The organism is Ancylomarina longa, from assembly GCF_003996985.1.
GTDB classification, from domain to species: Bacteria; Bacteroidota; Bacteroidia; order Bacteroidales; family Marinifilaceae; genus Ancylomarina_A; species Ancylomarina_A longa.
Genome location: NZ_RJJX01000009.1, coordinates 19,807 through 45,284 on the forward strand (window position 1 = coordinate 19,807; position 25,478 = coordinate 45,284).

Below are 25,478 nucleotides of genomic sequence, written 5' to 3' on the forward strand. Positions count from 1 at the left end.
TTGCTTTATTTCAATCCTAATTTTTTAGCAATGGCTTCGGGTATGGCATTCTTATTCACCATCACCGAAATGGTTTTGTACTGCACAAATGCCTTGGAAGCATAAAAATATCCGCCATAGGAATTCAAATCGGTTCCCCAGCTATTTTTTATCAGGTAATATTTGCTTCCGTTCTGATCTTTGGCAGTTCCCACCATATGCATCAAATGGTCTTCGGTAGATTGATAATTATCAAAAGCTACCTGGCGCATTTCCTGCGTAATTTCTTTTTCTTTCACAGGATGATCGAGTCCGTAGCTGGATTTATCCTCTTTGCTCATTTTTTCCCACTTCGAGATTTCGGCATTATCCATATTTTCTTTGGCTGTTTCCGGCACAACGGCAACTCCCTTGCGATGCGAAAAGCCATCCTCACTAACATCGCTTCCCCATGCAATAGAATATCCTTTTTCGATGGCAGTATCTATTACTTCCATCATATCATCCATAGGCACATTGTACACCTCTCCCAACGACCAGTTGTCGGGACCTTCGAAAATAAAAGGCTGGTAAAAAGGATGATGCGTAAAGGAAGTAATCGTAACATAGTCATCCATATTTAAACCCAGTTCTTTCGCAAATGATTTCGGAGTATATTCCTTCCCCTTGTATTGAAACGATTCCGGTATTTCGCCTAAATAAGCATTCAATATACCATCAAATCCTTTTAACCACACGGGTGTAATCTTTTTATTCTTATTTTTCACAATGCCATCTACATAAGCTTTTAGAACGGCATCCATTTCACCATGAACCGGAAGTTTTTCACCAATGGTATTTCCCGAATAAGCCTTTTGTGGCATCAAACCAAACTGGCGAACTACATTCAAAGCATCCCAACCTTCGGCGCCTGGCGAAAAGCTCTTCATTCCATGATAACGCACATAGTCGGTAGCCCGCAGATGATAATTTCGATTCACAATAAACATCTCCGAAAGGTCGAAATCCCCCTTTCCCATTCGTATCAATTCCGATTCTAAAAAAGATATGCTGGCAAAAGACCAACAAGTACCTGATCTATGCTGATCTTTCACTGTGGTGGCCTTCAATTGTTTTTCGATGGTAAACTGATAGCCTTTTTTAGGCTGTTCTTTCTTTTTTGCAAAGGAAGTTTGCAGCATGGCAAACATCAATAATCCTACAAGTAATAATCGATTCTTCATTTTTTGTAAGTGTTGCTTGTTTAAATAAATTAAAAACTATTCGCTTAAAGTATTCCTTTCTTGATAATGCAAAGGATTGCATGTATTTTTGATCTTGCAATTTTAAGCGTGCAATGTAAAAAAATATTGAATCAAGTTTATCCTTATTCGCGCTTATAAGAACCTAAGTTCATTATCTAACTAAAATTTAATTGTATCTATGAAAAAAATCACATCCATTGTTTTATTTCTTGCTTTAGGATTGGGCTTTACAGCCTGTAATCAGAAAGTAGAAAAGAAGGCAGAAGTATCTCCCATGCAAAAATTGGTTGATCAATATGCAGAGGTTGACCTAACAACCAATACCAGCGTATTGAGCGAAAAGCAAAAACAAATGCTTCCTATCCTGTTCCAGGTTGCGGATATTATGGAGGAATTATTCTGGAAAGATGCCGTTGGCGATAAAACAGAGTTCCTATCAAAATTAACCGATCCGGCTGCTGTTGCTTATGCTAAAATAAACTATGGTCCCTGGGATCGTTTGAATGACAATAAACCTTTCTTAAAGGGATATGGAGCAAAACCGTTGGGCGCAAATTTCTATCCTAAAGATATGACCAAGGCGGAGTTTGAGGCTTTGGATGATGAGGCAAAAACCAGTTGGTACACCAAGATTCAACGCGACGATGAAGGAGCACTTCAAGTTGTTCCTTATCATGTAGTTTACAAAGAACAAATCGAAAAAGCTGCCACATTGTTGAAAAAAGCTGCTGAATTAGCCGAAAACGAAGGCTTAAAAAAGTTCCTTAGTTTACGTGCTGATGCACTTTTAACCGATGATTATCTTGCTTCTGATTTGGCTTGGATGGATATGAAATCTAACACCATTGATTTTGTTGTTGGTCCGATCGAAACTTATGAAGATGCTCTTTTCGGATATAAAGCTTCTCACTCGGCTCAAATTCTGATAAAGGATAAAGTATGGAGCGATAAGCTGTCTCATTTTGCATCCTATTTGCCAAAATTACAGAAAAATCTTCCGGTACCTGCCGAATATAAAGCAGAGAAAGCAAATGCAAATGCCGATTTAAATGCTTACGATGTGGTGTATTACGCCGGAGATTGTAATGCTGCCAGTAAAAATATTGCAATTAATCTTCCCAACGATCCTAGAGTGCACGCTCAAAAAGGAAGTAGAAAGTTACAGTTGAAAAATGCTATGAAAGCAAAATTCGATAAGATTCTGGTTCCCATTGCCGATCTGCTAATTGACGATAGCCAACGCAAAAATGTGACCTTTGATGCTTTCTTCGAAGATGTAATGTTTCATGAAGTATCCCATGGTTTGGGAATCAAATACACGATTAAAGATCATATTAGTGTTCGCAAAGCATTAAAAGAAACCTATACTTCTATGGAAGAAGGAAAAGCTGATATTTTAGGATTGTACATGATCACACAAATGGCAAAATGGGGGGAGTTGGATGAAAGCAAGCTAATGGATAATTACGTGACCTTTATGGCTGGTATCTTCCGTTCGGTTCGTTTTGGTGCTGCAAGTGCTCACGGAAAAGCGAATATGATTCGCTTCTATTTCTTCCAGGAAATGGGTGCATTTAGCAGAAATCCAGAGACAGGAAAGTATAAAATCGATTTTGAGAAAATGCAGCTTGCCATGAACGAATTGGGAAAACAAATCCTGATTATTCAAGGTGATGGCGACTACGAAGCAGCAAAACAATTAATTGCTGAAAAAGGTTTTATTCGCGCTGATCTTCAAAAGGATTTAGATCGTGTGAACAATGCTGGCATACCAAAAGACATCGTATTCAGACAAGGTCCTGCAGTTTTGGGATTGAAATAAATTTCTAAACAGAAAAATATTAAAAAGCCATCTCTCTCGGGATGGCTTTTTTAGTGCATTTTGTACTCTACTACTTTTATATCTTGCACTCTCTTAAAATTTGCTTGGGATCTTCTCCTTTTGCAGTAAGTTCTTGCTCCATTTCGTGTTTCAGTTTTTTTAAAACAGGTATTAATTCCTTATGCATTTTCTGATTTTGCACATACGATTTTTTCCACATCGAAAGTAATCGTATAGCTTGCTTATCCTTTCTTAATCGCAAGTAATTTTGATAGCTAATCTGAAGATTATCCTCACAATATTTTATAAATATTGGATAGATATAAGTTGATCCAAATTGATATTGCCAATCTTGTTGATTTTTGATCCATTTTAATTTGGATTCATAGTATTCAAAAATCTTAATCTTTAAGCTGCTATTTTTTATCAGATTTGCTCCATCATACTTGGCACACTCAAAAGCTCCGTTATTCTGATCCATGTAAGAGTTTCCAACAGGTAGCATTAAAGGTTTTTTCAAACTCTTAAAATCAACAGGTTTTGAAGTTTGCAAGCAACTGTCCAGTCTGTTTAATACTTTGATGTATGAAACATCAAATTTTCTGATTACACTTTTCACATCCACCAAGTCCGTATTTAAATCAACATAAATAGCACTCAATAATTTCAGCTCCTTCTGTTTTTGTTTTCGTGCCTCGTTCCAATTATTAAACTGCATGGATAGTGTAATTCCAAAAAATATCATGAGAATTTCAAATATTTTGGAGCTTTTTGTAAATCGGGATAGTAGGTTAGTCATGTCAGAGGATTAGTTCGTATTATATAATTCCGAACAAAAGTAATTAAACCATCTTTTATGACCAATAGATTATCTGTCGGTATTTACTTATTATCGCAATGTCGATCAAAAGTATTTTTTTTGATTGTAGATTATGAAGTAACTTGAGAAGAAAAAATATCATGAAAGAACTAGTGCGCTGTCGTCCCTGTGGTTACGTAATGGAAAAAAACAAACTAAATGGTGTTTGTCCCGCCTGTGGTTTACCCGATAAAGTTTTCGAAGCCTATCGGGAGCGAGTTTCCCTAAACCGTCTCTTCATCTTAAATTTAGATTTGCACCCTATTGCAATTCATATATCACAAAGTTTTATTGCCTTAATTCCGCTCCTATTAGGAATTTTATTCTTGTTCCCAAATTACCATGCTGAAGAATTATTCATTGTTGTAACTTTCCTAATCACTCTTTTACCCTTTGCGCTTATCCTGGCATTTTTAACTGGAATGATTGATGGAATAACACGTTTCAAAAGTCTAAAACCTCCGCTCTTAAGAAATAAAATAATATACAGCGCTTTACTTCTGATTACATCTGGGGTATTACTCTTAGCATCTTCACAAGCTAAATCGATATTAATTCTATTATTTGTGAGCATTATCGGTCTAGTATTCGCAGTAATATTAGGTTTAATTGGAAAAAGCTTGTTAAATGTAATTCTGCCTGGCAAGTATCCACAGAAGAAAGCACAAAAAAAATAGTTTACTCATATCTATTTTATTCGGGAAGTGAAGAAATTACCAAAAGAAAGCTTCTATTTTATAACATAGAGAATAAAATCGAAGCTTAGTATATTACCAATCATTCCGAATCCGATAAATATAATGTAAGTATGAGGCAATTTGGTAATATAAGTTGGAGAGGCAGTCTCTTATTTTTTCTTCTGTTTCTTTGTTGTTTTCAGGCTACTGCCCGAAAGCAGAGAGTGTTGGTTTTACATTCGTATCACCAGGGTTTGAACTGGACCGACAATATTAGCAAAGGAATTCAGTCTGTTCTGGAAAAAGAGTCTAATGTAGAACTGACATTCGAATACATGGATACCAAACGTCATTCGGAACCTGAATACTTGAAAGAATTTGCTAAACTTTATGCGTTAAAACATCAGCGAAACCGATTCGATCTTATCATTGCATCCGATAATAATGCACTGGATTTTGTACGAAACTATTATTCAGAATTTTTTAAGGGCATTCCTATTGTCTTTTGTGCTATTGATCAGTTTAAGCCTGACTTAATTGAAGGAATCGATCAGGTTTCAGGAGTGACTGAAGAAATTGATTCCCGTAAAACTATTGAGATTGCTTTGCGACTTCATCCCAATGCCAAGCAGCTGGTGGTGATCAACGACAATCAAACCAAATCGGCTATTCTTAATCGAAACAACATCAAAGCCCTTTGGCCAAAAATAGATACCAAAGTAAAATTGGTTTTTCTTGAAAATCTTTCTATTCCAGATTTAATCAAGCGTGTAAAAAAGCTGGATCCTAATAGTGTGATTTATCTAATCAATTTTAGTCGTGATAAAGAAGGTAATTTTATTTCGTATCAGGAGAATATCGAGATTATTCGTAATGCTACCAATCTTCCCATTTACAGTAGTTGGGAATTCTATTTTGGAGAAGGAATTGTAGGAGGAATGCTCACGAGTGGATTTAAACAAGGTGCTTTGGCTGCTCAAATTGCCTTGCGAGTTCTTAAAAACGAAGATATCGCAACAATCCCAATTGTAAGAACCGGTTACAACAGCTTTAAATTTGATTATAAGCAAATGAAACGGTTTGGTATCCTTCCCAAACAACTTCCTGAAAATAGTTATATAAGCAATCGTCCCCCGTCTATTGTACACCAATACCAAACCTCTTTATTGGTTATTGTTTGTTTTATAGTGCTGATCACAATCTTGCTGAGATATTCGAAAATAAAGAGGGATAGAAATGAAAAAAGATTAATAAAAATCAATACGGAACTAGACCGCCGGGTAGCTGAGCGTACCAAAGAATTAATTTTTGTGAATGAAAAATTAGAGCTGCAAACCGATCAAATCATTAAGCAAAACAAGGAATTAGAGCAGCACCGACACAATTTACTGGAATTGGTTCAGGAAAGAACCGAAAATCTGGAAGAAGCAAATTTGGAATTGAAAAGTAGTAGGGATAGACTTTTACGCATGCTGGATGCCAATTCCGATGGGGTATGGGAATACAACTTTTTAAATGAACAGATCTATATCAGTAAAATTATTTGGGATAAGTTGGGTTATCAATCTGTAACCATTTCAAAAACTAAAGAACTGCTTCGTAAGCTTATTCATCCCGAAGATCTGATCACCATTAAACAGAAACAGAAGCTGAACAGACAAGGGAAAAGTGAACTTTTTATCGTTGAATTTCGAATGTTAACCAGGCAAAAAGAATGGATGTGGTTTAAAGCGAAGGGTAAAATTTTGGATTATAATGAAAAGGGAATTCCTTTGAATATTGTTGGTACTCTAATTAACATCACACAGCGCAAAATAGCGGAGGAAAAAATAAATATTGAAGAAAAAAAACTTAGACTATCCGAAAAACGCTGGCGTTCTCTCATTGAACAAGCTTCCGATGAAATCCTAATTTATGATATCGATGGTTGTATTCTGGATGCCAATTCAGCAGCCTGCGAATGGTTAGGCTATACCAATGAAGAATTGTTGAACCTTAACTACTGTGAAATTGACCAAAGCCATCGTTGTTCTGAGTTACAATCCTATTGGAAAAAATTAAATACTTCGAATCCTTCCTATTCTTTTGAATCGACCCAAAAAAGAAAGGATGGTAGTAGTTTTCCAGTGGAAATTCGATTGAGTTTGATTGAATTGCAGGATAGTAATTTGATTCTTTCTGTGGGAAATGATATTAGCAAACGACAGGAAACCGAACGGAAGATTCTGAATACAGTTATCAATACCGAAGAAAGTGAGAGAAAACGCTTTGCAAAAGATTTACACGATTCCATCGGACCGCTCCTATCCAGTATTAACTTATATCTTTCTACCCTTAGCAAAGTAAACACAGAAAGCGATAGAGACAATATAATCAGAGCTTCGGTGGATGCAGTGAATGAAGCACTTGTTAGCATTAAGGAAATATCCAATAATTTAAGTCCGCATATCCTTAACGATTTCGGACTGGAAAAAGCCATTCGTTCTTTTACTAATAAAATAAACCTTTCTCAAGCTATTAATATCAGTTTCATCGCAGAGAATCTGGAGGAACGAATCAATCATCAGGTGGAAGTTGTTATCTTTAGAGTGGTAGCTGAATTAATCAACAATACCATTAAGCACGCAAAAGCCAAAATAATAGAAATTAATTTGTCTAAGGAGGTGAATTTGCTTTCTTTAATTTATATCGATGATGGAATTGGTTTTGATACCAATGCTATCAATGCTGGTACTTCAACCGGAATGGGTTTGTACAATGTCTTGAGCAGAATCCGTTCCCTGAATGGAACCCACAAAATTAAAAGTAATCCTCAAAGAGGTGGAATGATGGTTGTTGTGGAAATAAATCTAAATTAGAATCAAATGAAAGAATATAAGGTAATAATTGTTGATGACCACAAAATGTTTCGTAGTGGTCTGCGATTTTTATTAAATAATGTACCTGATATAAAAGTTATTGGGGAAGCTGCCAATGGAAGCGAATTTTTGCAGATGGCAGAGAAAGAACCAATTGATATTGCCCTCATGGATATTAATATGCCGGAAATGAACGGCATTGAAGCTACCAAAATTGCCATGGAAAAGTTTCCGGATTTAAAGGTAATTGTGCTATCCATGCATGGAGAGGAGGTGTATTATGACCAGATGCTGGATGCCGGTGTAAAAGGTTTCCTACTCAAAAATTCAGGGGCTGATGAACTAATACAAGCATTGGAAGCTGTAATGGCCGGGAAAAGCTACTTTTCGCAAGAATTACTGGTTAATATTCTGGATCAGAAAAGACAACAAAAACTGAATACCAATGCCGTTAAATTATCCAATCGGGAATTGGAGGTGCTTAAATTAATATGCGATGGCTACAGCAATGCCGAAATTGCAGAAGCATTATTTATAAGTCAGAGAACTGTTGATCGGCATCGTTCGAATCTCCTAAGTAAAACTGCTTGCAAAAACTCTACTTCGCTGGTAATGTATGCCGTAAAAAACAGAATTGTAGAAATAGAATAAGTGTCTTTTAAAAATCATTTCGATATGGTTCGATAAATCGGTCGGGTTATTTCTAATTAACAAGGTATTTGTATAACACAATCAAAATAAAATGATCTCCTTCAAAAAAGGCTTGCTGCTTGCTCTACTACTTTTTTTTCTAAGCATTTCGACTGATGCACGAAGAAAAAAAATTTTGGTATTGCATTCCTATCATCAGGGACTAAACTGGACTGATAATATTACCAAAGGTATCTTGTCAGTACTCCAGCCAGAGGATAACCTGGAAGTGCAGTTTGAATATATGGATACCAAACGGCAATATAACAAAGAATATCTGGACGCATTTGTGAAATTATATCGTCTCAAACACAAAAAAATCCCATACAATGTTGTAATTGCTTCCGACAATAATGCCCTATATTTCACTCGCGACCATCAAGACGAATTCTTTAAAGATATTCCTATTGTATTCTGCTCTATTGACCAATTTCAGGATAGTTTAATTAAAGGAATGACCAATGTTACCGGTATTACCGAGGATATTGATTTTAAGCAGACCATTGAACAGGCATTGCGCCTTCACCCCAAAGCAAAAAATCTAATCGTAATTAATGATAACGTAACCACTTCCGCAATCATTAATCGAAATCATATAAAATCCTTTTGGCCGGAACTTCATACTAATGTCCACCTAAAATTTCTGGAAAATCTAAGTATTGATGAGTTAGTGGAGAAAGTGAAAAAACTGGATGATTCCAACATTATTCTTCTCATCAATTTTAGTCGGGATAAGGAAGGAAACTATATCTCCTATCAGGAAAATATTGAGATTATCCGTAATGCTACAAAATTACCTATCTACAGTGCCTGGGAATTTTATTTTGGAGAAGGTATTGTCGGAGGAATGCTCACTAGTGGTGTTAAGGAAGGTCAACTTGCTGCTGAATTAGCTGTGAAAATTATTAATGGAACTTCTCCGGATTCTATTCCGATAGTAAATACAGGTTACAATAGTTTCAAGTTCGATTATAATCAAATGAAACGTTTTGGTATAAAAACGGAAGATTTACCAAAAGGTAGTTTTGTACTCCATCAACCACCTACTTTTTTGTCAAAGCACAAGCTTAGTCTGATCATCTTTTTCTCTTTTCTAGCCTTATTGCTGATTATTATTGCTTATGCCAGAGTGAAACGTCGCCAGGCAGAGAATCGCCTAATTGCGAGAAATAATCAATTGAAAACCAGTAGAAACAGATTGTTACGAATGCTGGATGCCAATTCTGATGGAGTTTGGGAACACAACTTCATCGAGAATTCAACTTATCTGAGTAAAAGCATATGGGAAAAACTAGGTTATCACGCCGATTTAGTTCAGAACAAACCAGAATTTGTGGAAAGGCATATTCATCCTGATGATTTAAAAGTCTATCTGGAGGAAAGAATAAAATTGGAAACTCGAAAACTTGACCTCTTAAATGTAGAATTTAGAATTCAAGCAAAAGATAAAACCTGGATGTGGCTAAAAGCAAGAGCTAAAATACAGGAATTTAATGAGCAAGACAAAGCGGTAAATTTGGTTGGAACCCTCATGAATATTACCAAAAGAAAACTTGCCGAAGCAAAAATAAAGGAAGATGAAATTGAAATTCGCGCCTCGGAGAAACGCTGGAGATCACTTATTGAGCAAGCCTCCTACGAGATTATTATTCATGATTTAAAAGGAACAATATTAGATGTGAATCCAGCGGCTTGCAAATGGTTGGGATATAGCAGGAAAGAATTAATTGGTTCAAATTTTTCTCAATTAGACCAAGCTAATGACTTGCAGCATTTTTGTAATGTTTGGAATAAATTAAATCAAAAGAACCCTTCCTTAAAGTTGGATTCGATTCAGAAACGCAAAGATAAATCTACTTTTCCTGTTGAAATTCAGCTTAGCTTGATTGATCTTACAGATAGTAAATTAATTCTGGCAGTAGCTAGTGATATTAGCGTTCGTCAGGAAACAGAAAGAAAGGTTCTCAATGCAGTAATTGAAGCGGAAGAAAATGAACGTAAAAGATTTGCAACGGATCTTCACGATTCCATTGGTCCTTTGCTTTCCAGTATCAACCTGTATCTTTCGGCTTTAAGCAAAGCGAATCCAAATGAAAAAAGTGAGAAAATAATACTTGCCTCAAGAGAAATAGTAAATGAATCTTTAATCAATATTAAAGAAATATCGAATAATCTGAGTCCCCATATTTTAAACGACTTTGGACTGAAAGATGCCATTCAATCCTTTATTCAAAAATTAAATCTATCGGACGATATTCATATTTCCTTTGAAACAAAAAACCTGGAAGGTAGATTAAATCAACAAGTTGAAGTGGTTATATATAGAGTGGTGAGTGAATTAATCAATAACACCATTAAACATGCTGGTGCAAAAAATATTCAAATTACTATCTCCTTAGAAAATCACTCCTTAAATTTGGTTTATATTGACGATGGAATTGGTTTTGATCCGGATCAAATTTCCAGTAAAAAAGAAAAGGGAATGGGATTGCACAATATCCTAAGTAGAATTAAATCCTTAAATGGAACTCATAAAATTCAGAGTAATCCTGAAGTTGGTGGTATGATGACTGTTGTAAATATAAATTTGAAGTAAAAAATGGAAGATTATAAGATAATAATAGTTGATGATCATAGAATATTCCGAAAAGGACTTCGCTTTCTTCTAGACGATATGGAGGGAATTAATGTAGTGGGCGAAGCCGAAAATGGCAAAGAATTTCTCACACTGCTCAAGATTACTTCAGCTGATATTATTTTAATGGATATCAATATGCCGGAAATGGATGGTATAGAAGCGACTATTAAAGCTCTGGATCGTTTTCCTGAATTAAAAATAATTGTGCTATCCATGCATGGGGAAGAACAATATTACGACAAGATGGTAGAAGCAGGTGCAAAAGGATTTTTGTTGAAAAATTCCGACGTTGATGAGCTATCGAAAGCCCTGCACACCATCGGAGCAGGAGGAACTTATTTCTCGCAGGAACTTTTAGTAGGAATCCTTAATAAACGAAAACAACAAAAACACCCTTCGGAAGTTATTCAGTTCACCGATCGGGAATTAGAAGTGTTGCAATTAATTTGCAAAGGGCATAATAATAATAAAATAGCCGAAGAACTCTTTATTAGTATCCGAACCGTGGAGCGGCATCGTGCGAATTTACTTAGCAAAACCAACTGTTCCAACTCCATCGCTATGGTGATGTATGCCGTAAAAAATAATATTATCGAAATATGATCCCAACTTTTTAAGTCCCCTCTTAATTGTAAACATTCCAAATAAAGTGTAACTGTCTACATTTCCATTAGTTACGCCCATAATCTACGTAAAAATACTCATTTGTATGTGAGCGTATTGTGAGTGAAATTGTGCAAAATTACCCTTTTCATCCGCAAACGATTCCAGTTGTTTTGTATCGATATAAATTATCTGATAGATAAATTTTTACTCAAAACAAAACAACTAAATTATGGTAACTTTTTTCTTAAGTATTGCGGCTCTTATTATCGGATACATAGTGTATGGTAAATTTGTAGAACGCAAATTTGGAGTAGATCCCGAAAGAACAACCCCAGCTATTGAACTAGAAGATGGAGTTGATTTTGTACCTATGAATTGGAGGAAAATCTTCCTCATTCAATTTTTAAATATTGCCGGATTAGGTCCTATTTTTGGAGCCATTGCCGGAGCTTTATGGGGACCAGTAGCATTCCTTTGGATTGTTTTTGGTTGTATTTTTGCCGGAGGTGTTCACGATTATTTTTCCGGTATGCTTTCTGTTCGTCACGATGGTGCAAGTATTCCTGAAGTTGTTGGTAAGTATCTTGGACCTGCCTTTAAAAATTTCATGAGAGTATTCTCAGTAGTGCTTTTAGTTTTGGTTGGTGTGGTTTTTATCAAAGGCCCTGCAGCCATTCTTAACGGATTAACAGGATTTAATGTAACCATCCTAATCGGTGCTATTTTCCTTTACTATATTCTGGCAACCTTAATTCCTATCGACAAACTTATTGGTAAAGTCTATCCATTCTTTGGACTTTGTTTATTGATCATGGCAGTTGGTATTGCAGGTGCGTTAGTATTTGGAGGATACAGTATTCCTGAACTAATTCCAGCAAACATTGCTAATATGCATGCTGCTCCAGGAAAATACCCTGTATATCCATTATTATTTATCACTATTGCCTGTGGAGCAATTTCCGGATTCCACTCTACTCAATCTCCTTTGATGGCACGTTGTATGACCAATGAAAATCAAGGAAGAAAGATATTCTACGGCACAATGATCGCTGAAGGAGTTGTAGCACTTATTTGGGCTGCAGCAGCAATGACATTTTTTGGTGGTGTTCACGAATTAGGAGATACCATGGCTGTTACAGGACACAATGCAGCTTATGTGGTGAATATAATTTGTAATAGTTTACTAGGTAAAATTGGAGGTTTACTTGCAATCTTTGGAGTAGTAGCTGCACCAATTACCTCTGGTGATACTGCCTTTAGAAGTGCGCGTTTAACTATTGCCGATTCTCTTAATTTTTCTCAAAAATCTTTGACTAAACGTCTAATTATCACCCTTCCTCTTTTCTTAGTTGGATTCCTTTTAACACAAGTGAATTTTGCAATTATCTGGAGGTATTTTGGATGGGCAAATCAAACTCTTGCAACCGTTGTGCTTTGGACTGCAGCAATGTATATGGTTACTAAAGCCAGAAGCCATTGGTTTATTTCCATTCCTGCTACATTCATGACAGCAGTAGTTGTTACTTATATTCTTATTGCACCTGAAGGATTTAGTATCTCTCAACAGATTGCTTATCCTCTTGGAATTATTGCAGCAGTTTCCAGTCTTGGAGCCTTCCTTTTTGTAGCAAGTAAAAAGCATGCAAAACAAGTGAAGTTAGAATACAACATCAATAATCAAAACTAAATCTATAAAAATGAAAACTTTTAAACTTTTACTAATTGGAGTATTGATCGGTTCGGGTTTACTTGCAAAAGCACAAGAAAAACCAAAAGTAACGCTTCATGGATTTGTTGTTGCTGAATCGTATTTTGATACCAGAAAAACAGTTTCAGCAAGAGACGAAGCTATCCTTTTATTTCCTGCCGCCAAATCATTAGATGCTCAAGGAAATGATTTAAATGATCGTTCTGAATTCATGATGACTGGTATTCAGTCCAGACTTCAAGCTAAAATGACAGGATTTGAAGCATTTGGAGCAAAGGGTACTGCTGTTATCGAAGGTGACTTTGTGGGTACCACTAATGATCAAACAGGTTTATTTCGCCTGCGTCATGCCTTTATCAAATTAGATTGGGAAAAAGATCAATTGTTAGCTGGTAAATATTGGCATCCACTATTTATAGAATCTGCTTTTCCACGTGTATTGCACTGGGGTGCAGCAATTCCTTTCGGAGTGCTAAATCGCGCACCACAATTGAGATATACCCGCAAATTCAAAAACAGTAAGTTGAGCTTTTCTTTGCTTTCTCAAATGGATTTTAAGAGTAAAGGACCTGATGGCAATAGTGTAAAATACGCACAGCAATCCAGCATACCGGAATTCAATGCCAGATTCGATACCAAACTTTCGAATGTTATTTCAACCGGTTTTACTGTTGGCTACAAAACATTAATGCCATTAACAGTAAATTCTCTTGGAGTTAAAACAGATGAGAAAATCGGTAGCTACTATACCAATTTATGGTTGGGTATTACTGGTAAAAAATTCAAATGGAATCTTCAAAATATCTATGGCCAAAATATGTGCGATTTCTATATGATTGGCGGATATGGTGTGAAGAATGTAAAAGCTAATGGCGATTATGAATATACCAATATCAAAACCTGGAATTTAGTTTCTGATATCTTCACTACTACTGGAAATGTTAGATATGGTTTGAATGCTGGTTATAGCAAAAACCTGGGAGCTGATGATGATTTGGCTTCTAACAATGGTAGTTTCGTTGGTCTGTATAGCCTTGGATCCAATATCGATTACCTTTATCAGGTGGCTCCCAGAGTTGAATTTTTAGCAGGTAAGATGAAAATCGGAGGAGAAATTATTTACACCGCTGCTGCTTATGGAACAACTCAAACAGATGGTACCGTAGCTAATACCGATTTGGTAAACAGCACTCGATTCCTATTACATTTTAAATATGCTTTTTAGTAAAAAATATAATTAGTGGTTCTATTTAAAATCAGATCCGGGTTAAAAGGAGCCCGGATCTATTTTTAAAATTTGATATATCACGAAACAAGCCGTTAGTAAAGCTTTCAATCCCAAGTATAGGTTTATTCAGGCGGCTACCATGTGGCCTTAACACGAAAATTATAACACATGAAACAGGCAGAAATCTTTTCTCAGGCGTTGAATTTACCGAAATCATGGCTTATTGACACAATTGAATTTCAGGATGTAAATCAAGCTCAAAAGGCACTTCATATTCAAATTAAATATCAAACCAGTCATTATTTTCGCTCTTTAGATGGGGAGAAATATCCGATCTACGATTGTATCGAGATGATACAAAGACATTTCAGTTTTTTAAACTATACTTGCTATCTGCATTGGTCTTTGCCAAGATATGTAGATGCTTCGGAACATTTGATTCAAGCAAATCCTCCATTCGAAAAAAATCATCTTACATAAATTTGTAAGAAAATAATATTTTGTATTTTTAACATTAAAATTATTGAAAATACAAGATGAAACAGAACTCCGAACTCCACTTAGCAAACCAATATATTCGATACACCAATACCAACCTGTTTTTAACAGGAAAAGCAGGAACAGGAAAAACGACTTTCCTGCGAAAACTAAAAACAGACTTACCCAAACGTATGGTTGTGGTAGCTCCCACCGGAGTTGCAGCAATTAATGCAGGAGGAGTAACCATTCATTCCTTTTTTCAATTGCCTTTTGGTCCGATTCTACCAGGACAGATCTTAAATGACAGCAGAAATGATGCTAAGGCATCCGGGAAAGCTTCCTTTCGGAAATTCCGTCGCGAGAAAATCAATATTATTAAATCGCTCGATCTGCTTATTATAGATGAGATTAGTATGGTTCGGGCTGATTTATTGGATGGAATTGATGAGGTGCTTCGAAAATACAGATATTCCAACCAACCCTTTGGTGGTGTTCAGGTGCTCATGATTGGCGACTTGCAACAATTACCTCCTGTGGTGAAAAATGAGGAGTGGTCCTTACTTAAACAACATTATAACTCGCCCTTCTTTTTTAGTAGTCTTGCCTTTCAAAAATCACAGCATGTTAGTATCGAACTCAAACATGTTTACCGCCAGAAAGATGATGATTTTATCCATATTTTAAACGAAGTACGAAACAACCAGCTTTCCGAAGCTTCCTACAAAAAGTTGGAGGAAAGATATCTCCCCGATTTTAATCCCGGCGATAAGGAAGGATATATAACCCTCAGCACCCACAATGCTCGTGCAGAAAAAATAAACGAGGATAAAATAGCTCAGCTTAAAGAGAAAAAACAAAGCTTTAAGGCGACAATACAAGGGCAATTTCCCGAATATTCCTATCCAACAGCTGAAAATCTTATCCTGAAAAAGGGTGCACAAGTGATGTTTGTAAAGAACGACAGCTCGCAGGAGAAACGCTATTTTAATGGAAAAATAGGAAACGTAATCGATTTTGAGGATGATTTGATACGGGTACAATGCGATGGGGATGAAACGGAGATTGAAGTATATACCGAAGAATGGCAAAATATCAAATACACGATTAACGCAACAACAAAAGCGATTGAAGAGGAAGAGGTTGGCTCTTTCATTCAATTTCCTCTAAAGCTTGCCTGGGCAATTACCATTCACAAAAGCCAGGGACTTACCTTCGAGCGGGCGATTATCGATGCCAATGCAGCCTTTGCCCACGGTCAGGTTTACGTTGCATTAAGCCGGTGTAAATCACTGGAAGGAATGGTTTTAAAATCGCGCCTAAGTAAAACGGGAATCATCTGCGAATCGTCGGTTTCTGAATTTACCAGGGAGGTAGAACAAAATCCGCCAAACGAAAAGAATTTTGAAACAGCAAAACAAAATTATCAATTTCAACTGCTGCAAGAGTTATTTTCCTTTCACGAAATTTTCCGATTCTTTCGCTCTTGCGACAAACATCTGCAAGAAAATGCAGCCAGCGTATTAGGCAACTTGAAAGACAAGATAAAAGATTGTTTTCCTTCGGTACGAACCGAGATATTGGAAGTAGGAGAAAAATTTATTCCACAAATAAGACAATATTGTTTTTTGGAGGAGGAATTGGCACAAAATAAAACTGCTCAGGATAGAATTCAAAAGGCAGTCAGTTATTTTATCAGCAAATTGGAAGAAAATGTTTTATCGATTCTGCAGGATTACACCTTCGATACCGACAATCAGGCGATAGAGAAAACAATCAATGGCTATCTGGAACAATTAAATGAGAAAACAATTATCAAATTAAATTGTTTAAAAGCCTGTTCCAAGGGTTTTGTTATTGGAGAATATCTGGATAGCAGGGCACAGGCAATTCTACAAAAAGCTACGGCTCGTAAAAAGAAAGCAAAAGAGATTTCGGAGGAAAATATCGAACATCCGGAACTGTTTAATTTATTGCGGAAATGGCGAAAAGAAATATCAGAAAAAAATGATGTTCCTGCTTTTTATATTGCTTCGCAAAAAAGCATGGTTGAACTGGCCAATAAGTTACCCTATACCTCAGATCAATTAAAAAACATACATGGTATGGGTAAGAAAAAAATAGAGCGATACGGCAAGGATATTATGGCTATTGTACTGGAATATCGACAAAAAAATAAACTCGGACTCCTAAACTTCACCCTTGATGAGAAATCGGAACCAAAGAAACCCAAAATCCCAACCAGAGAAATTAGTTTCGATCTTTTTAAAAAAGGAAAATCTATTGCTGAAATTGCAACAATTCGCGATCTGAAGGACACTACAATTGCCAGTCACCTGTCCCATTATGTAGGTCTGGGCATTTTGCCGCTGGAGGATTTTGTGGACAAGAAAAAAATTGAGAAAATAAAGGCACAATTTAAATTAAGTGGCATGGAAGCTTTACGCGATGTGAAAAATACTATGGACGATTCGATTAGTTTTTCCGATTTAAGATTTGTACAGGCTTTTCTGAAAAATGCAAATACAAAATAAGCTGATGAACTTTTAAGTTTCATTAACTTTAATTCTATCCTTTTAGCACTCCTATGCACTACATTTGTAATGTAAAAAACAGAGAAAGTTTTTTCATGGGTTAGATTTAGGTTAGTAATTAGGGTTAGAGAAAATCCCAGGCTGTAAAGTCTGGGATTTTTCTATTTAATAAAATCTGATACGAATTTTAATCACTCCTAATTTTTCCTGCAAAGTACTTGTCGTGACAATTTAATATTTATATTTGCCATGACAAATATATAAACAATGAACAAAGTAAACCTAGAAAAATCAGTAAACCATCATATTGCGATAAGTGCAATCATGATAAAGCGAGTCTTCTTTAAAATATTAAATGATAACAAGCTTGATATTACCCCTGAACAATGGAATATTCTATATCATTTAAACGAATCTGATGGCATGACAATAGGCAAACTGAGTGAAATCACATACAAGGATTTCGCTAATATGAGCCGAATGACTCAAAAGCTTGAAACAGCAGGTTTTGTTGAAAAAAAACGAGAGGATATTGACAAAAGAGTATTCAAACTGTTCATTACCAAAAAGGGCAAAAAATTAAATGATCAACTACATCAATGTGCTTTTGAATCAACAAATATAGCTCTTGAGGGATTGGAGGAAGAAGCCAGAGAAATCATGATAAAAAACCTCAAACATGTTATCACAAATACTCAGAAATTTCTAAAATAAAGAACATGAAACAATTGTCAACCACTCAAAAGAAATGGCTTAAATCAATTCATCTTTTAGCTGCCGGAATATGGATAACAACGGGATTAATCATGTTCCTTTTACATTTTATGCGCAACGAAGTACAAACTGGGGATCATTTGTATTTAATGAATAAAATCATCCATTTTATTGATATGAAGATACTGGTTCCGGCAGCAATAGTAAGCCTGCTCACCGGATGGGTTTATTCCCAATTTACAAAATGGGGCTACTTTAAACACAGTTGGATGACATTTAAATGGATCATCACCTTACTGATAATCATACTTGGTACGCTGTATTCGGGACCATGGATTGCCGAAATGGTAAGAATATCAGGTGAGCTTGGCATGGCTGCCCTTAGCAATACCGAATACCAATGGTATGATAAATGGCAAACAGTTATGGGAATTTGCATGAATGCTACTCTAATCATCACCATTTTTATATCAGTATTCAAGCCAAAAAGAACAATTAATAAGGCATTATAATTAGGTCGAATTTAAACTGTATTGAGACGAATAATACCAAAATCGATGCAATGAATAAGGATTTGAAAGTTGCATTTACAAATTTGATTCACTTTATTTGTATTCATTTTAAATAACAGAACTATGAAAGATATAGAATCTCCTTGTATTAAGATTTGCCGACAGGATAGCAACGACGTATGTTTTGGTTGCAGAAGAACTTCCGAAGAAATCGGCAATTGGTCGCTATATACCAACAACGAAAAGAAAGCTGTTTTGAAAAAAGCCAGCGAAAGAAGAAACGCAGCAGACACTTCCACCGCTACTTTTTTTAGATAAAATAAAAAGACCTCGCTAATGGAGGTCTTTTGTTGTTTTTGGAGGAATTTGCCTTTCCTTCGCCTATTTAATCTGCGCTGCGGCAAAATTATAGTGTCCTGCGCGATTTTTTGCCTTCCTGCGGCAGTATTTTGCAATTCTGTGGCTATTTCGGGTCTCCTGCGGCAGTTTTTCACAATTCTGCGGACTTTTATGGCTTCCTGCGGCAAAATTACCCTTCCTGCGGGTTTTTGCCTAGCCTGCGCGGGGGTTTCAGAGCGTTTTCGCTGCTTCGTCCTCTTCTTCTTTTTGTTTCCGGAGTTTGCGGAAATATGCCGAAGCATACTTTTCTAACTTCTCTTCGTCTTCCCAGAACACAAATTTACCAAAGTCGCTAATTTGATCAATAGCCTCTTTTAAATAGGTGTAAGCCCTGTCGCGCATCTCTTTAGCTGGTTTATCGTTCTCGTTCCGTTCTCCATTTATACTACTCACCATTGGACCCAATATATCGGCAAATTCAGCAGCTTTATCCAACTTTGCAGTGTCAAAATAGATGGCCGTTAAAAAATCGGGATGTTTCTTCCCCAAAGTGCACAAATCACTAAAATCCTGAACCATATCAGCATATCCATTGCCATCTGCAATATCATCCACTACTGCTTTCAGCTCCTTATCGTTGCGATAGGCAAAACGGAATTCGTGTAATAATTCGCGATGCAGTTTTTCAGCATTTTCCGATACCTCGCTCCACTGTTTAGCCATTTCGGTTTTACTTTTTGATACTGCTTTCCATTCCGATTGGGTGTACTGCAAAGCTCCAATTCTTGCAGGCAAAGAATCGATATATTCTGCAGCTAAACCGTTTGCCACCAAAAGTTCTTTGTCTTTTGTGGCATAATAGCTTTTATCCTCGGCCTCCTGCAAATAAATATCAACGGGCATACCTAGCTTGTCAATATTTTCTTCTTGAATTGCTAATAGTTTTTCTTGTACGGTTTCAAAATCTGTAACATTTGACATTTCTTTTTGTTTTAGGGTAATTAACTAATATTTTTATTAACGACACTGAAATTAAAACATATTTTCAGATATTCAAAAACAAAAAATGAACTCTCCCGTTAACTAAGAAAAATTTTAAACTACTATATTGTTAGCAAATGCCCGTAAAACCTGGCATCTTAGTCTGTAAAAATTATGATTTAAAATTGAACTCACCCTAAATATGTTTCACAACATAATGCTTAATGGGTTACCTTTTAAAACACAAATGAAGAAGGAGCATCCCCCACTGCCGAACATTTGCATTATGTGATCTATAAAAAACGGGCTAAATGAAATAAAAGAAGCATTAGTACACTACGGCTAATGCAACAAGTAAATGGAGGAAATACAACTTATTCTGGACAAAAGAAATAGACGAAGCATTACAGCAAACCAAAGGCTTTACAGTAGCTTGCTCTCCCCCATTCAACTTATGAAAAGCTTATTTATATTGATTCCAGCTTAATTGCTTTCAATTTTGCACAGGCAAATTAAATAATATGTATATTTTTATCGGACTGAAATAAAATCAACAAATTTTGTATTGTTTTAGAGGATCAATTATTTTGAAAAAGGGCGGCAATAATTGATCTGAGGTAGCATTCACAGCCCAACAGCTGATAAAAATCTGTAAAAATTATAACCAGCGATGGATTCTTACTGTTTAATGTTAACGTCCTTTTTTTAATATAATTATTGATTAAATAATTACAGAAAGAAATATAAACAAGTTCTTTTTAGATAAAATATTGTTGGGAATAAGCCGAAAAGCCAATATAATTTTGAAGTAGGTAAATAAATAAATCAAATTTAAATGAAAAATACATTAACTATCCTATGTTTACTTATTACAACAGCTCTGTTTTCACAAACAAAACTTTATGTCAATCCAAATTATTACGTTTCAAAAACTAAAACAATTGCAATATTACCTTTAAGAGTTCAAGTGAAATTGAGACCTAAACAACTTAAAGATTTCACATCAGAACAAATAGCTCAAATGGATAAAGATGAATCTCTTGATATTCAAAAAGGAATGTATACTTGGTTTTTGACAAGAAAAAAAAGGGGAACTATGCTAGTAGAGGTTCAAAATCCAGCCCGAACAAATGCATTATTAAAGAAAAATGGTATTGACATTTATTCAAATGAAGAATACCTGCCAAGCGAATTAGGGAAAATTTTAGGGGTTGAGACTTTAATAACAGGTACTTTTGAAACTTCAAAACCGATGTCAACTGGTGCAGCTGTTGGACTTGCGGTTCTTACTGGCGGATTGTTTGCTACAAATAGTGCGATAATGAATATGGATTTTACAAGTACAATCGATGATGAATTAGTAGTAAATTACAACAAAAAAATAAAAGGCTCTCTTGGTTCCGATGCACAAGATCTTATAAATATTCTGATGAGAAAAGTTTCGAGAAGAATACCTTATACAAAATAATGAGATTTTTATTCATCATATAAATACCGGTTGGACCTAAAATATTCTTCTGTAAACATATGAGTAGGCTACCGCTAGGCATTAGCCTAGCGGAGCACATCTCACACCACTAGATACTGTGATAAACCATACAAAAGGGAATGAAATTTTAAAAGTAAAATTATAAATCAGAATAGCTTAGAATTTACTTTGGTGGTATTCACAGCAAAACTCATCCCAACACGCTGTAAAAATCATAACAGGTGACGGATTCTTACAGCTATTCGTTAGCCACAATACGAAAAAGACACAGCATATGAATAGAGAACAAGCTGAAATAAAACTCAAACGGATTTTTGGATTTGATAGTTTCTATGATGAACAATGGGAAACTATAGATATGCTTTTTCAAGGAAAACGAGTTCTATTGATAGAAAAAACTGGATTTGGAAAATCATTGTGCTTTCAATTTCCCGCTACGCAATTTGAAGGTATAACTATCATATTTTCACCTTTGATTGCATTAATGCGTGACCAAGTTAAAAGTCTTGTTGAAAATGGAATTAGTGCCAAATTCATTAATTCAGAACAAACCCAAAAGGAGAACTCACAAACTATTCAAGATGCAATTAACGGTAAGCTGAAAATATTATATATAGCACCTGAAAGACAAGAAAATCAAGAATGGATTCAAGCTACGAGGCAAATGAATCTTTCAATGATTGTAATTGATGAAGCTCATACTATTTCAGTTTGGGGGCACGATTTTCGACCAGCTTTTAGGAGAATAATAAATTTAATACAATTACTTCCCAAACATATGCCTGTTTTAGCAACTACTGCAACAGCAACAAAAAGAGTTCAAATTGATGTCGAAAAACAAATATCTAATGACATAACAACATTAAGAGGAAGATTAATCAGAGATAATTTCAACTTGTTTGTAATCAATGTTAAATCAGAAGATGAAAAGTTGATTTGGCTTGCCGAGAACTTAAATAATATTGAGGGAACAGGTATAATTTATACAGGAACAAGAATAAATACTGAAATATACTCACGTTGGTTTGACTACCTTAAAATAAATACTACCGAATATAATGCAGGTCTCGATGGCGAGACAAGAAAAGAAGTTGAAAATGGTTTAATGGCTAATAAGTGGAAGGTTATTGTTTCTACTAATGCCCTAGGAATGGGAATTGACAAACCTAATATTAGATTTTTAATTCATACACAAATACCAGCTTCACCAATTCATTATTATCAAGAAATAGGCAGAGCAGGTAGAGATGGAAAGCCAACAAGTATAATTTTATTTTATAACTCTTCAAAGGATGATAAAGGAATAGAAGAAGATTATAAACTTCCAAAAGCATTTATTGATGGTGGACGACCAAGTTTAAATAAGTATAATAAAGTAATCAATGCTGTTAAAGGTGAACAGTTGGGTGAACGTCAAATAATGAAGGCAACTAACCTAAAACAAACTCAGGTACGAGTAATTAAAGCCGACTTAATTGAACAAGGCATAATAAAAGAGGTTATTTATGGTCGGTCAAAAAAATATGAATATCAATTTGATGCACCGGATTTAAACACAAAAGCATTTGAAGAATTGAGAGAATTAAAACTTCAAGAACTTGAATCAATGCTTGAATATGTCAACCTAAATTCTTCAAGAATGAAATTTTTGTGTAATTACCTTGGTGATTCGATTCCTGACCAAATTGAAAACTGTGATAATACAAATCTTCAAAAACTCATTTCCAATCCTAAACCAGAAACGATCAAATTGCTATCGGATTTTAGAGAAACTTATTTTCCTATTTTAAAAGTTGAAAGTAGAGGTTCTAATATCGTTAATGGAATTGCATCAAGTTATTATGGTGTATCAAATGTTGGTGCAGCTCTTAACAGATGCAAATATCATAATGGAGGAGATTTCCCTGATTTTTTACTTAAATTGACATTAAAAGCATTTCGGAAACAATACGGGCAAGAACTATTTGATTTAATTGTATATGTGCCTCCGACTGAATCAGGAGACTTAGTTAAAAATTTTACAGAAAAAATATCAAGGATCCTGAAAGTGCCTATCTCACATAATCTTGTGAAAATAGGAGAAACACAACCACAAAAAGTATTTGAAAATGGCTATTTAAAAAGAGACAATGTTGAAGGAATGTTTACTTTCAATAATCCTGAACAAATAAATGGTAAAAATATTATTATTTTTGATGATATTTTTGATAGTGGTGCAACAATAAAGGAGATTGGAAGAATGTTAACTAATAATGGGGCGAGTAAAATTGCACCCTTAATAATCGCCAGAACTGTGGGTGGTGATATATAAATAAGAATAATATGAATGAAGAATTATCATATTGGCTTGCTTTGGCACATTTGCCGAAACTTAGAACCCAAAAAAAGAATGAAATAATTGTCAGGTTGTTTGAAGAACAAAAAACAATTATTGATTTCTTTCATTTTGAGCCAAAGCAATGGAAAGACAATTACGAATTAAATGAGAATGAGATTTTATTATTTCAGGAAGCTATAAAGGAATTGTCAAATTACGCTTTTATGGTTGAAGACCTTCTTGAACAAGGTTACAGTATTTTACCTATCACTTCACCTGAATATTCACCCATTCTTAAAAAGAATTTGGGTAGAACATACGCACCACCCTTAATTTACACAAAAGGAAATAAGGCGATAATGAAAGAAAAATCTGTTGCTATTGTAGGTTCAAGAAAAGCAGATAAATTGTCTTTGGATTTTACTGACAATGTCGCAAAAACTGCGTCCAATGATTACAAAGTTATTGTAAGTGGTTTTGCCAAAGGAGTTGATAAGCAAGCATTAGATTCAGCACTAAAATATAAAGGGCAAAGTATTATTGTTCTTCCCCAAGGTATTTCAACATTTAATTCAGGATTTAAAAAATATTACAAACAAATTATTGATGGTGATGTGATGGTATTGAGTACTTTCTATCCAAAAGCGACTTGGAGCGTTGGTTTAGCAATGGCACGTAATCCAATCATTTATGGTTTAGCAACTGAAATTTTTGTTGCCGAATCAAGTAATAAAGGTGGCACTTGGTCTGGTGTTGTTGACGGACTTAAAAAAGGTCGGAAAATATTTGTCAGAAAGCCTGACTTTAAAGAAAAAAATGCGAATAATCAATTAATACAAAAAGGTGCTGTTCCTGTTGATGCAGAAGGGGATGTTTTAAGCTATGAACAACAAATTAATATAAATCAAAATGTTGTTTCTGAACCTGACCCAAATGATGTTGAATATAAAATCATTGAATTATTGAAAAAAGGTGTATTCACTTCAAAAAAAATAGTTGATACACTTAAAATAGATTGGAGTTCAAGAAAAGTCTCCTCGTTTCTAAAAGAACAAGACGAAATTATTACCGTGAAAGGAAAACCATTAAAATTTGCTCATAAGGAACGAACAATTCAATCTCAAAAAACATTATTTGACTGAAAATGAAAATGTAAAGTGGCTAATCGAGTAGGCTGCCGCTAGGCCATTAGCCTAGCGGAGAACCTCTCACACCACTGTACGTACGGGTCTCGTATACAGCGGTTCGTTAAGTTGTGGGGAAACACGTTTGTAGATTTCCAGCATAGAAATGTAACCTCGTTTCTTCAAGCGAGCCAAAGTAATGGTCATTCTCAGAATGGGACTCTGAGCAATTGCCCAGCCTCCCATTCGTGAACGAGACCATGCATAGGCTTGTCCTTGCTGAACACCCAAGCGGATAAGGCTTCGCCTTTTCTTTTCGGGTATGTTATTCACAAAATTCTTTTATTATAGGTGTTCATGGTCTTGCTACGCTCGGCACCAATGATGCCAAATGCAATACCTGAGCCTGTTGCGCAACCAACCGTCGAGATCTTCAAGTTTGTTTAAAATACTTGCCATACGGAAGTTATTTACCCAACCTCGCTGAACCTCTTTCAGTTTTTGGATGCGTTCCTCAAAGCTCATCGGTGTCGTTTTCCGAGTGATGGTTTTCAGCTTTTGCCATAAGCCTTTCCAACTATTAGAGAATACTACCAACAAATGTAGCATGTCCAGTATAAAGCCAGCCTTACCACCAAAACAAAAAGAGATCACCCTGGCGGATGATCTCTTTTGCAATAAT

Annotated in this window: 21 protein-coding genes; 16 read left to right on the top strand and 5 right to left on the bottom strand. The window is 35.4% G+C overall.

Annotated elements, in window-relative coordinates:
* Positions 1-5 precede the first annotated feature (5 nt).
* Positions 6-1,202, bottom strand: a complete 1,197-nt coding sequence (locus tag DLK05_RS08220; protein WP_127343533.1) for a C1 family peptidase — start codon at positions 1,200-1,202, stop codon at positions 6-8.
* A 199-nt stretch (positions 1,203-1,401) separates the two neighbouring features.
* Here DLK05_RS08220 and DLK05_RS08225 point away from each other — a divergent pair, with 199 nt between their 5' ends.
* On the top strand, positions 1,402-3,045 hold the full coding sequence (locus DLK05_RS08225; RefSeq protein ID WP_127343534.1) for a dipeptidyl-peptidase 3 family protein: 1,644 nt from the start codon (positions 1,402-1,404) through the stop codon (positions 3,043-3,045).
* A 76-nt stretch (positions 3,046-3,121) separates the two neighbouring features.
* Here DLK05_RS08225 and DLK05_RS08230 read toward each other — a convergent pair whose 3' ends face one another.
* Complete coding sequence (locus tag DLK05_RS08230; protein WP_127343535.1) at positions 3,122-3,844, bottom strand: DUF6090 family protein; 723 nt, start codon at positions 3,842-3,844, stop codon at positions 3,122-3,124.
* A 161-nt stretch (positions 3,845-4,005) separates the two neighbouring features.
* Between DLK05_RS08230 and DLK05_RS08235 the strand changes: the two genes are divergently transcribed.
* From DLK05_RS08235 to DLK05_RS08290, 12 genes are all read left to right on the top strand, one after another.
* Positions 4,006-4,581, top strand: coding sequence for a rubredoxin-like domain-containing protein (locus DLK05_RS08235; RefSeq protein ID WP_127343536.1), 576 nt, complete (start codon positions 4,006-4,008; stop codon positions 4,579-4,581).
* A gap of 131 nt (positions 4,582-4,712) precedes the next feature.
* Positions 4,713-7,439 carry a sensor histidine kinase gene (locus DLK05_RS08240; RefSeq protein ID WP_127343537.1) on the top strand — a complete coding sequence of 909 codons (2,727 nt, stop codon included), beginning with the start codon at positions 4,713-4,715 and terminating at the stop codon, positions 7,437-7,439.
* 6 nt (positions 7,440-7,445) lie between these two features.
* Complete coding sequence (locus DLK05_RS08245; RefSeq protein ID WP_127343538.1) at positions 7,446-8,090, top strand: response regulator transcription factor; 645 nt, start codon at positions 7,446-7,448, stop codon at positions 8,088-8,090.
* A 91-nt stretch (positions 8,091-8,181) separates the two neighbouring features.
* On the top strand, positions 8,182-10,725 hold the full coding sequence (locus DLK05_RS08250; RefSeq protein ID WP_127343539.1) for a sensor histidine kinase: 2,544 nt from the start codon (positions 8,182-8,184) through the stop codon (positions 10,723-10,725).
* Between the two features lie 3 nt (positions 10,726-10,728).
* Positions 10,729-11,370, top strand: coding sequence for a response regulator transcription factor (locus DLK05_RS08255; RefSeq protein ID WP_127343540.1), 642 nt, complete (start codon positions 10,729-10,731; stop codon positions 11,368-11,370).
* A 232-nt stretch (positions 11,371-11,602) separates the two neighbouring features.
* A complete protein-coding gene (locus DLK05_RS08260; protein ID WP_127343541.1) occupies positions 11,603-13,060 on the top strand; it encodes a carbon starvation CstA family protein in 1,458 nt (485 codons plus the stop codon).
* A gap of 10 nt (positions 13,061-13,070) precedes the next feature.
* The gene (locus DLK05_RS08265) at positions 13,071-14,306 is read left to right on the top strand and encodes a hypothetical protein (protein ID WP_127343542.1); all 1,236 of its coding nucleotides are present in this window, start codon (positions 13,071-13,073) and stop codon (positions 14,304-14,306) included.
* Positions 14,307-14,477: 171 nt separating this feature from the next.
* Positions 14,478-14,789, top strand: coding sequence for a hypothetical protein (locus DLK05_RS08270; protein WP_127343543.1), 312 nt, complete (start codon positions 14,478-14,480; stop codon positions 14,787-14,789).
* 56 nt (positions 14,790-14,845) lie between these two features.
* Positions 14,846-17,320: an HRDC domain-containing protein gene (locus DLK05_RS17955; protein WP_127343544.1), complete on the top strand. Its 2,475-nt coding sequence runs from the start codon at positions 14,846-14,848 to the stop codon at positions 17,318-17,320.
* Between the two features lie 267 nt (positions 17,321-17,587).
* Entirely contained in the window at positions 17,588-18,034 is a 447-nt protein-coding gene (locus DLK05_RS08280; protein WP_127343545.1) for a MarR family winged helix-turn-helix transcriptional regulator, read from the top strand.
* A 5-nt stretch (positions 18,035-18,039) separates the two neighbouring features.
* The gene (locus DLK05_RS08285) at positions 18,040-18,546 is read left to right on the top strand and encodes a hypothetical protein (protein ID WP_127343546.1); all 507 of its coding nucleotides are present in this window, start codon (positions 18,040-18,042) and stop codon (positions 18,544-18,546) included.
* A 123-nt stretch (positions 18,547-18,669) separates the two neighbouring features.
* Entirely contained in the window at positions 18,670-18,864 is a 195-nt protein-coding gene (locus tag DLK05_RS08290; RefSeq protein ID WP_127343547.1) for a DUF1289 domain-containing protein, read from the top strand.
* Positions 18,865-19,116: 252 nt separating this feature from the next.
* On the opposite strand, the gene DLK05_RS08295 is transcribed toward DLK05_RS08290, so the two are convergent.
* Entirely contained in the window at positions 19,117-19,866 is a 750-nt protein-coding gene (locus tag DLK05_RS08295; protein WP_127343548.1) for a hypothetical protein, read from the bottom strand.
* 835 nt (positions 19,867-20,701) lie between these two features.
* On the opposite strand from DLK05_RS08295, the gene DLK05_RS08300 reads away from it, so the two are divergent.
* The 3 genes from DLK05_RS08300 to DLK05_RS08310 all read left to right on the top strand — a co-directional run bounded on the left by DLK05_RS08300 (position 20,702) and on the right by DLK05_RS08310 (position 24,814).
* The gene (locus DLK05_RS08300; RefSeq protein WP_127343549.1) at positions 20,702-21,334 is read left to right on the top strand and encodes a hypothetical protein; all 633 of its coding nucleotides are present in this window, start codon (positions 20,702-20,704) and stop codon (positions 21,332-21,334) included.
* A gap of 295 nt (positions 21,335-21,629) precedes the next feature.
* Complete coding sequence (locus DLK05_RS08305; RefSeq protein WP_127343550.1) at positions 21,630-23,666, top strand: RecQ family ATP-dependent DNA helicase; 2,037 nt, start codon at positions 21,630-21,632, stop codon at positions 23,664-23,666.
* Between the two features lie 11 nt (positions 23,667-23,677).
* Positions 23,678-24,814, top strand: coding sequence for a DNA-processing protein DprA (locus DLK05_RS08310; protein WP_127343551.1), 1,137 nt, complete (start codon positions 23,678-23,680; stop codon positions 24,812-24,814).
* A gap of 66 nt (positions 24,815-24,880) precedes the next feature.
* Here the strand turns inward: DLK05_RS08310 and DLK05_RS17845 are convergent, their stop codons facing one another.
* Together DLK05_RS17845 and DLK05_RS17850 are read right to left on the bottom strand one after the other, a co-directional pair.
* Positions 24,881-25,129, bottom strand: coding sequence for a hypothetical protein (locus tag DLK05_RS17845; protein ID WP_235831976.1), 249 nt, complete (start codon positions 25,127-25,129; stop codon positions 24,881-24,883).
* 33 nt (positions 25,130-25,162) lie between these two features.
* Entirely contained in the window at positions 25,163-25,405 is a 243-nt protein-coding gene (locus tag DLK05_RS17850; protein ID WP_262707814.1) for a group II intron maturase-specific domain-containing protein, read from the bottom strand.
* Between the last annotated feature and the right edge of the window lie 73 nt (positions 25,406-25,478).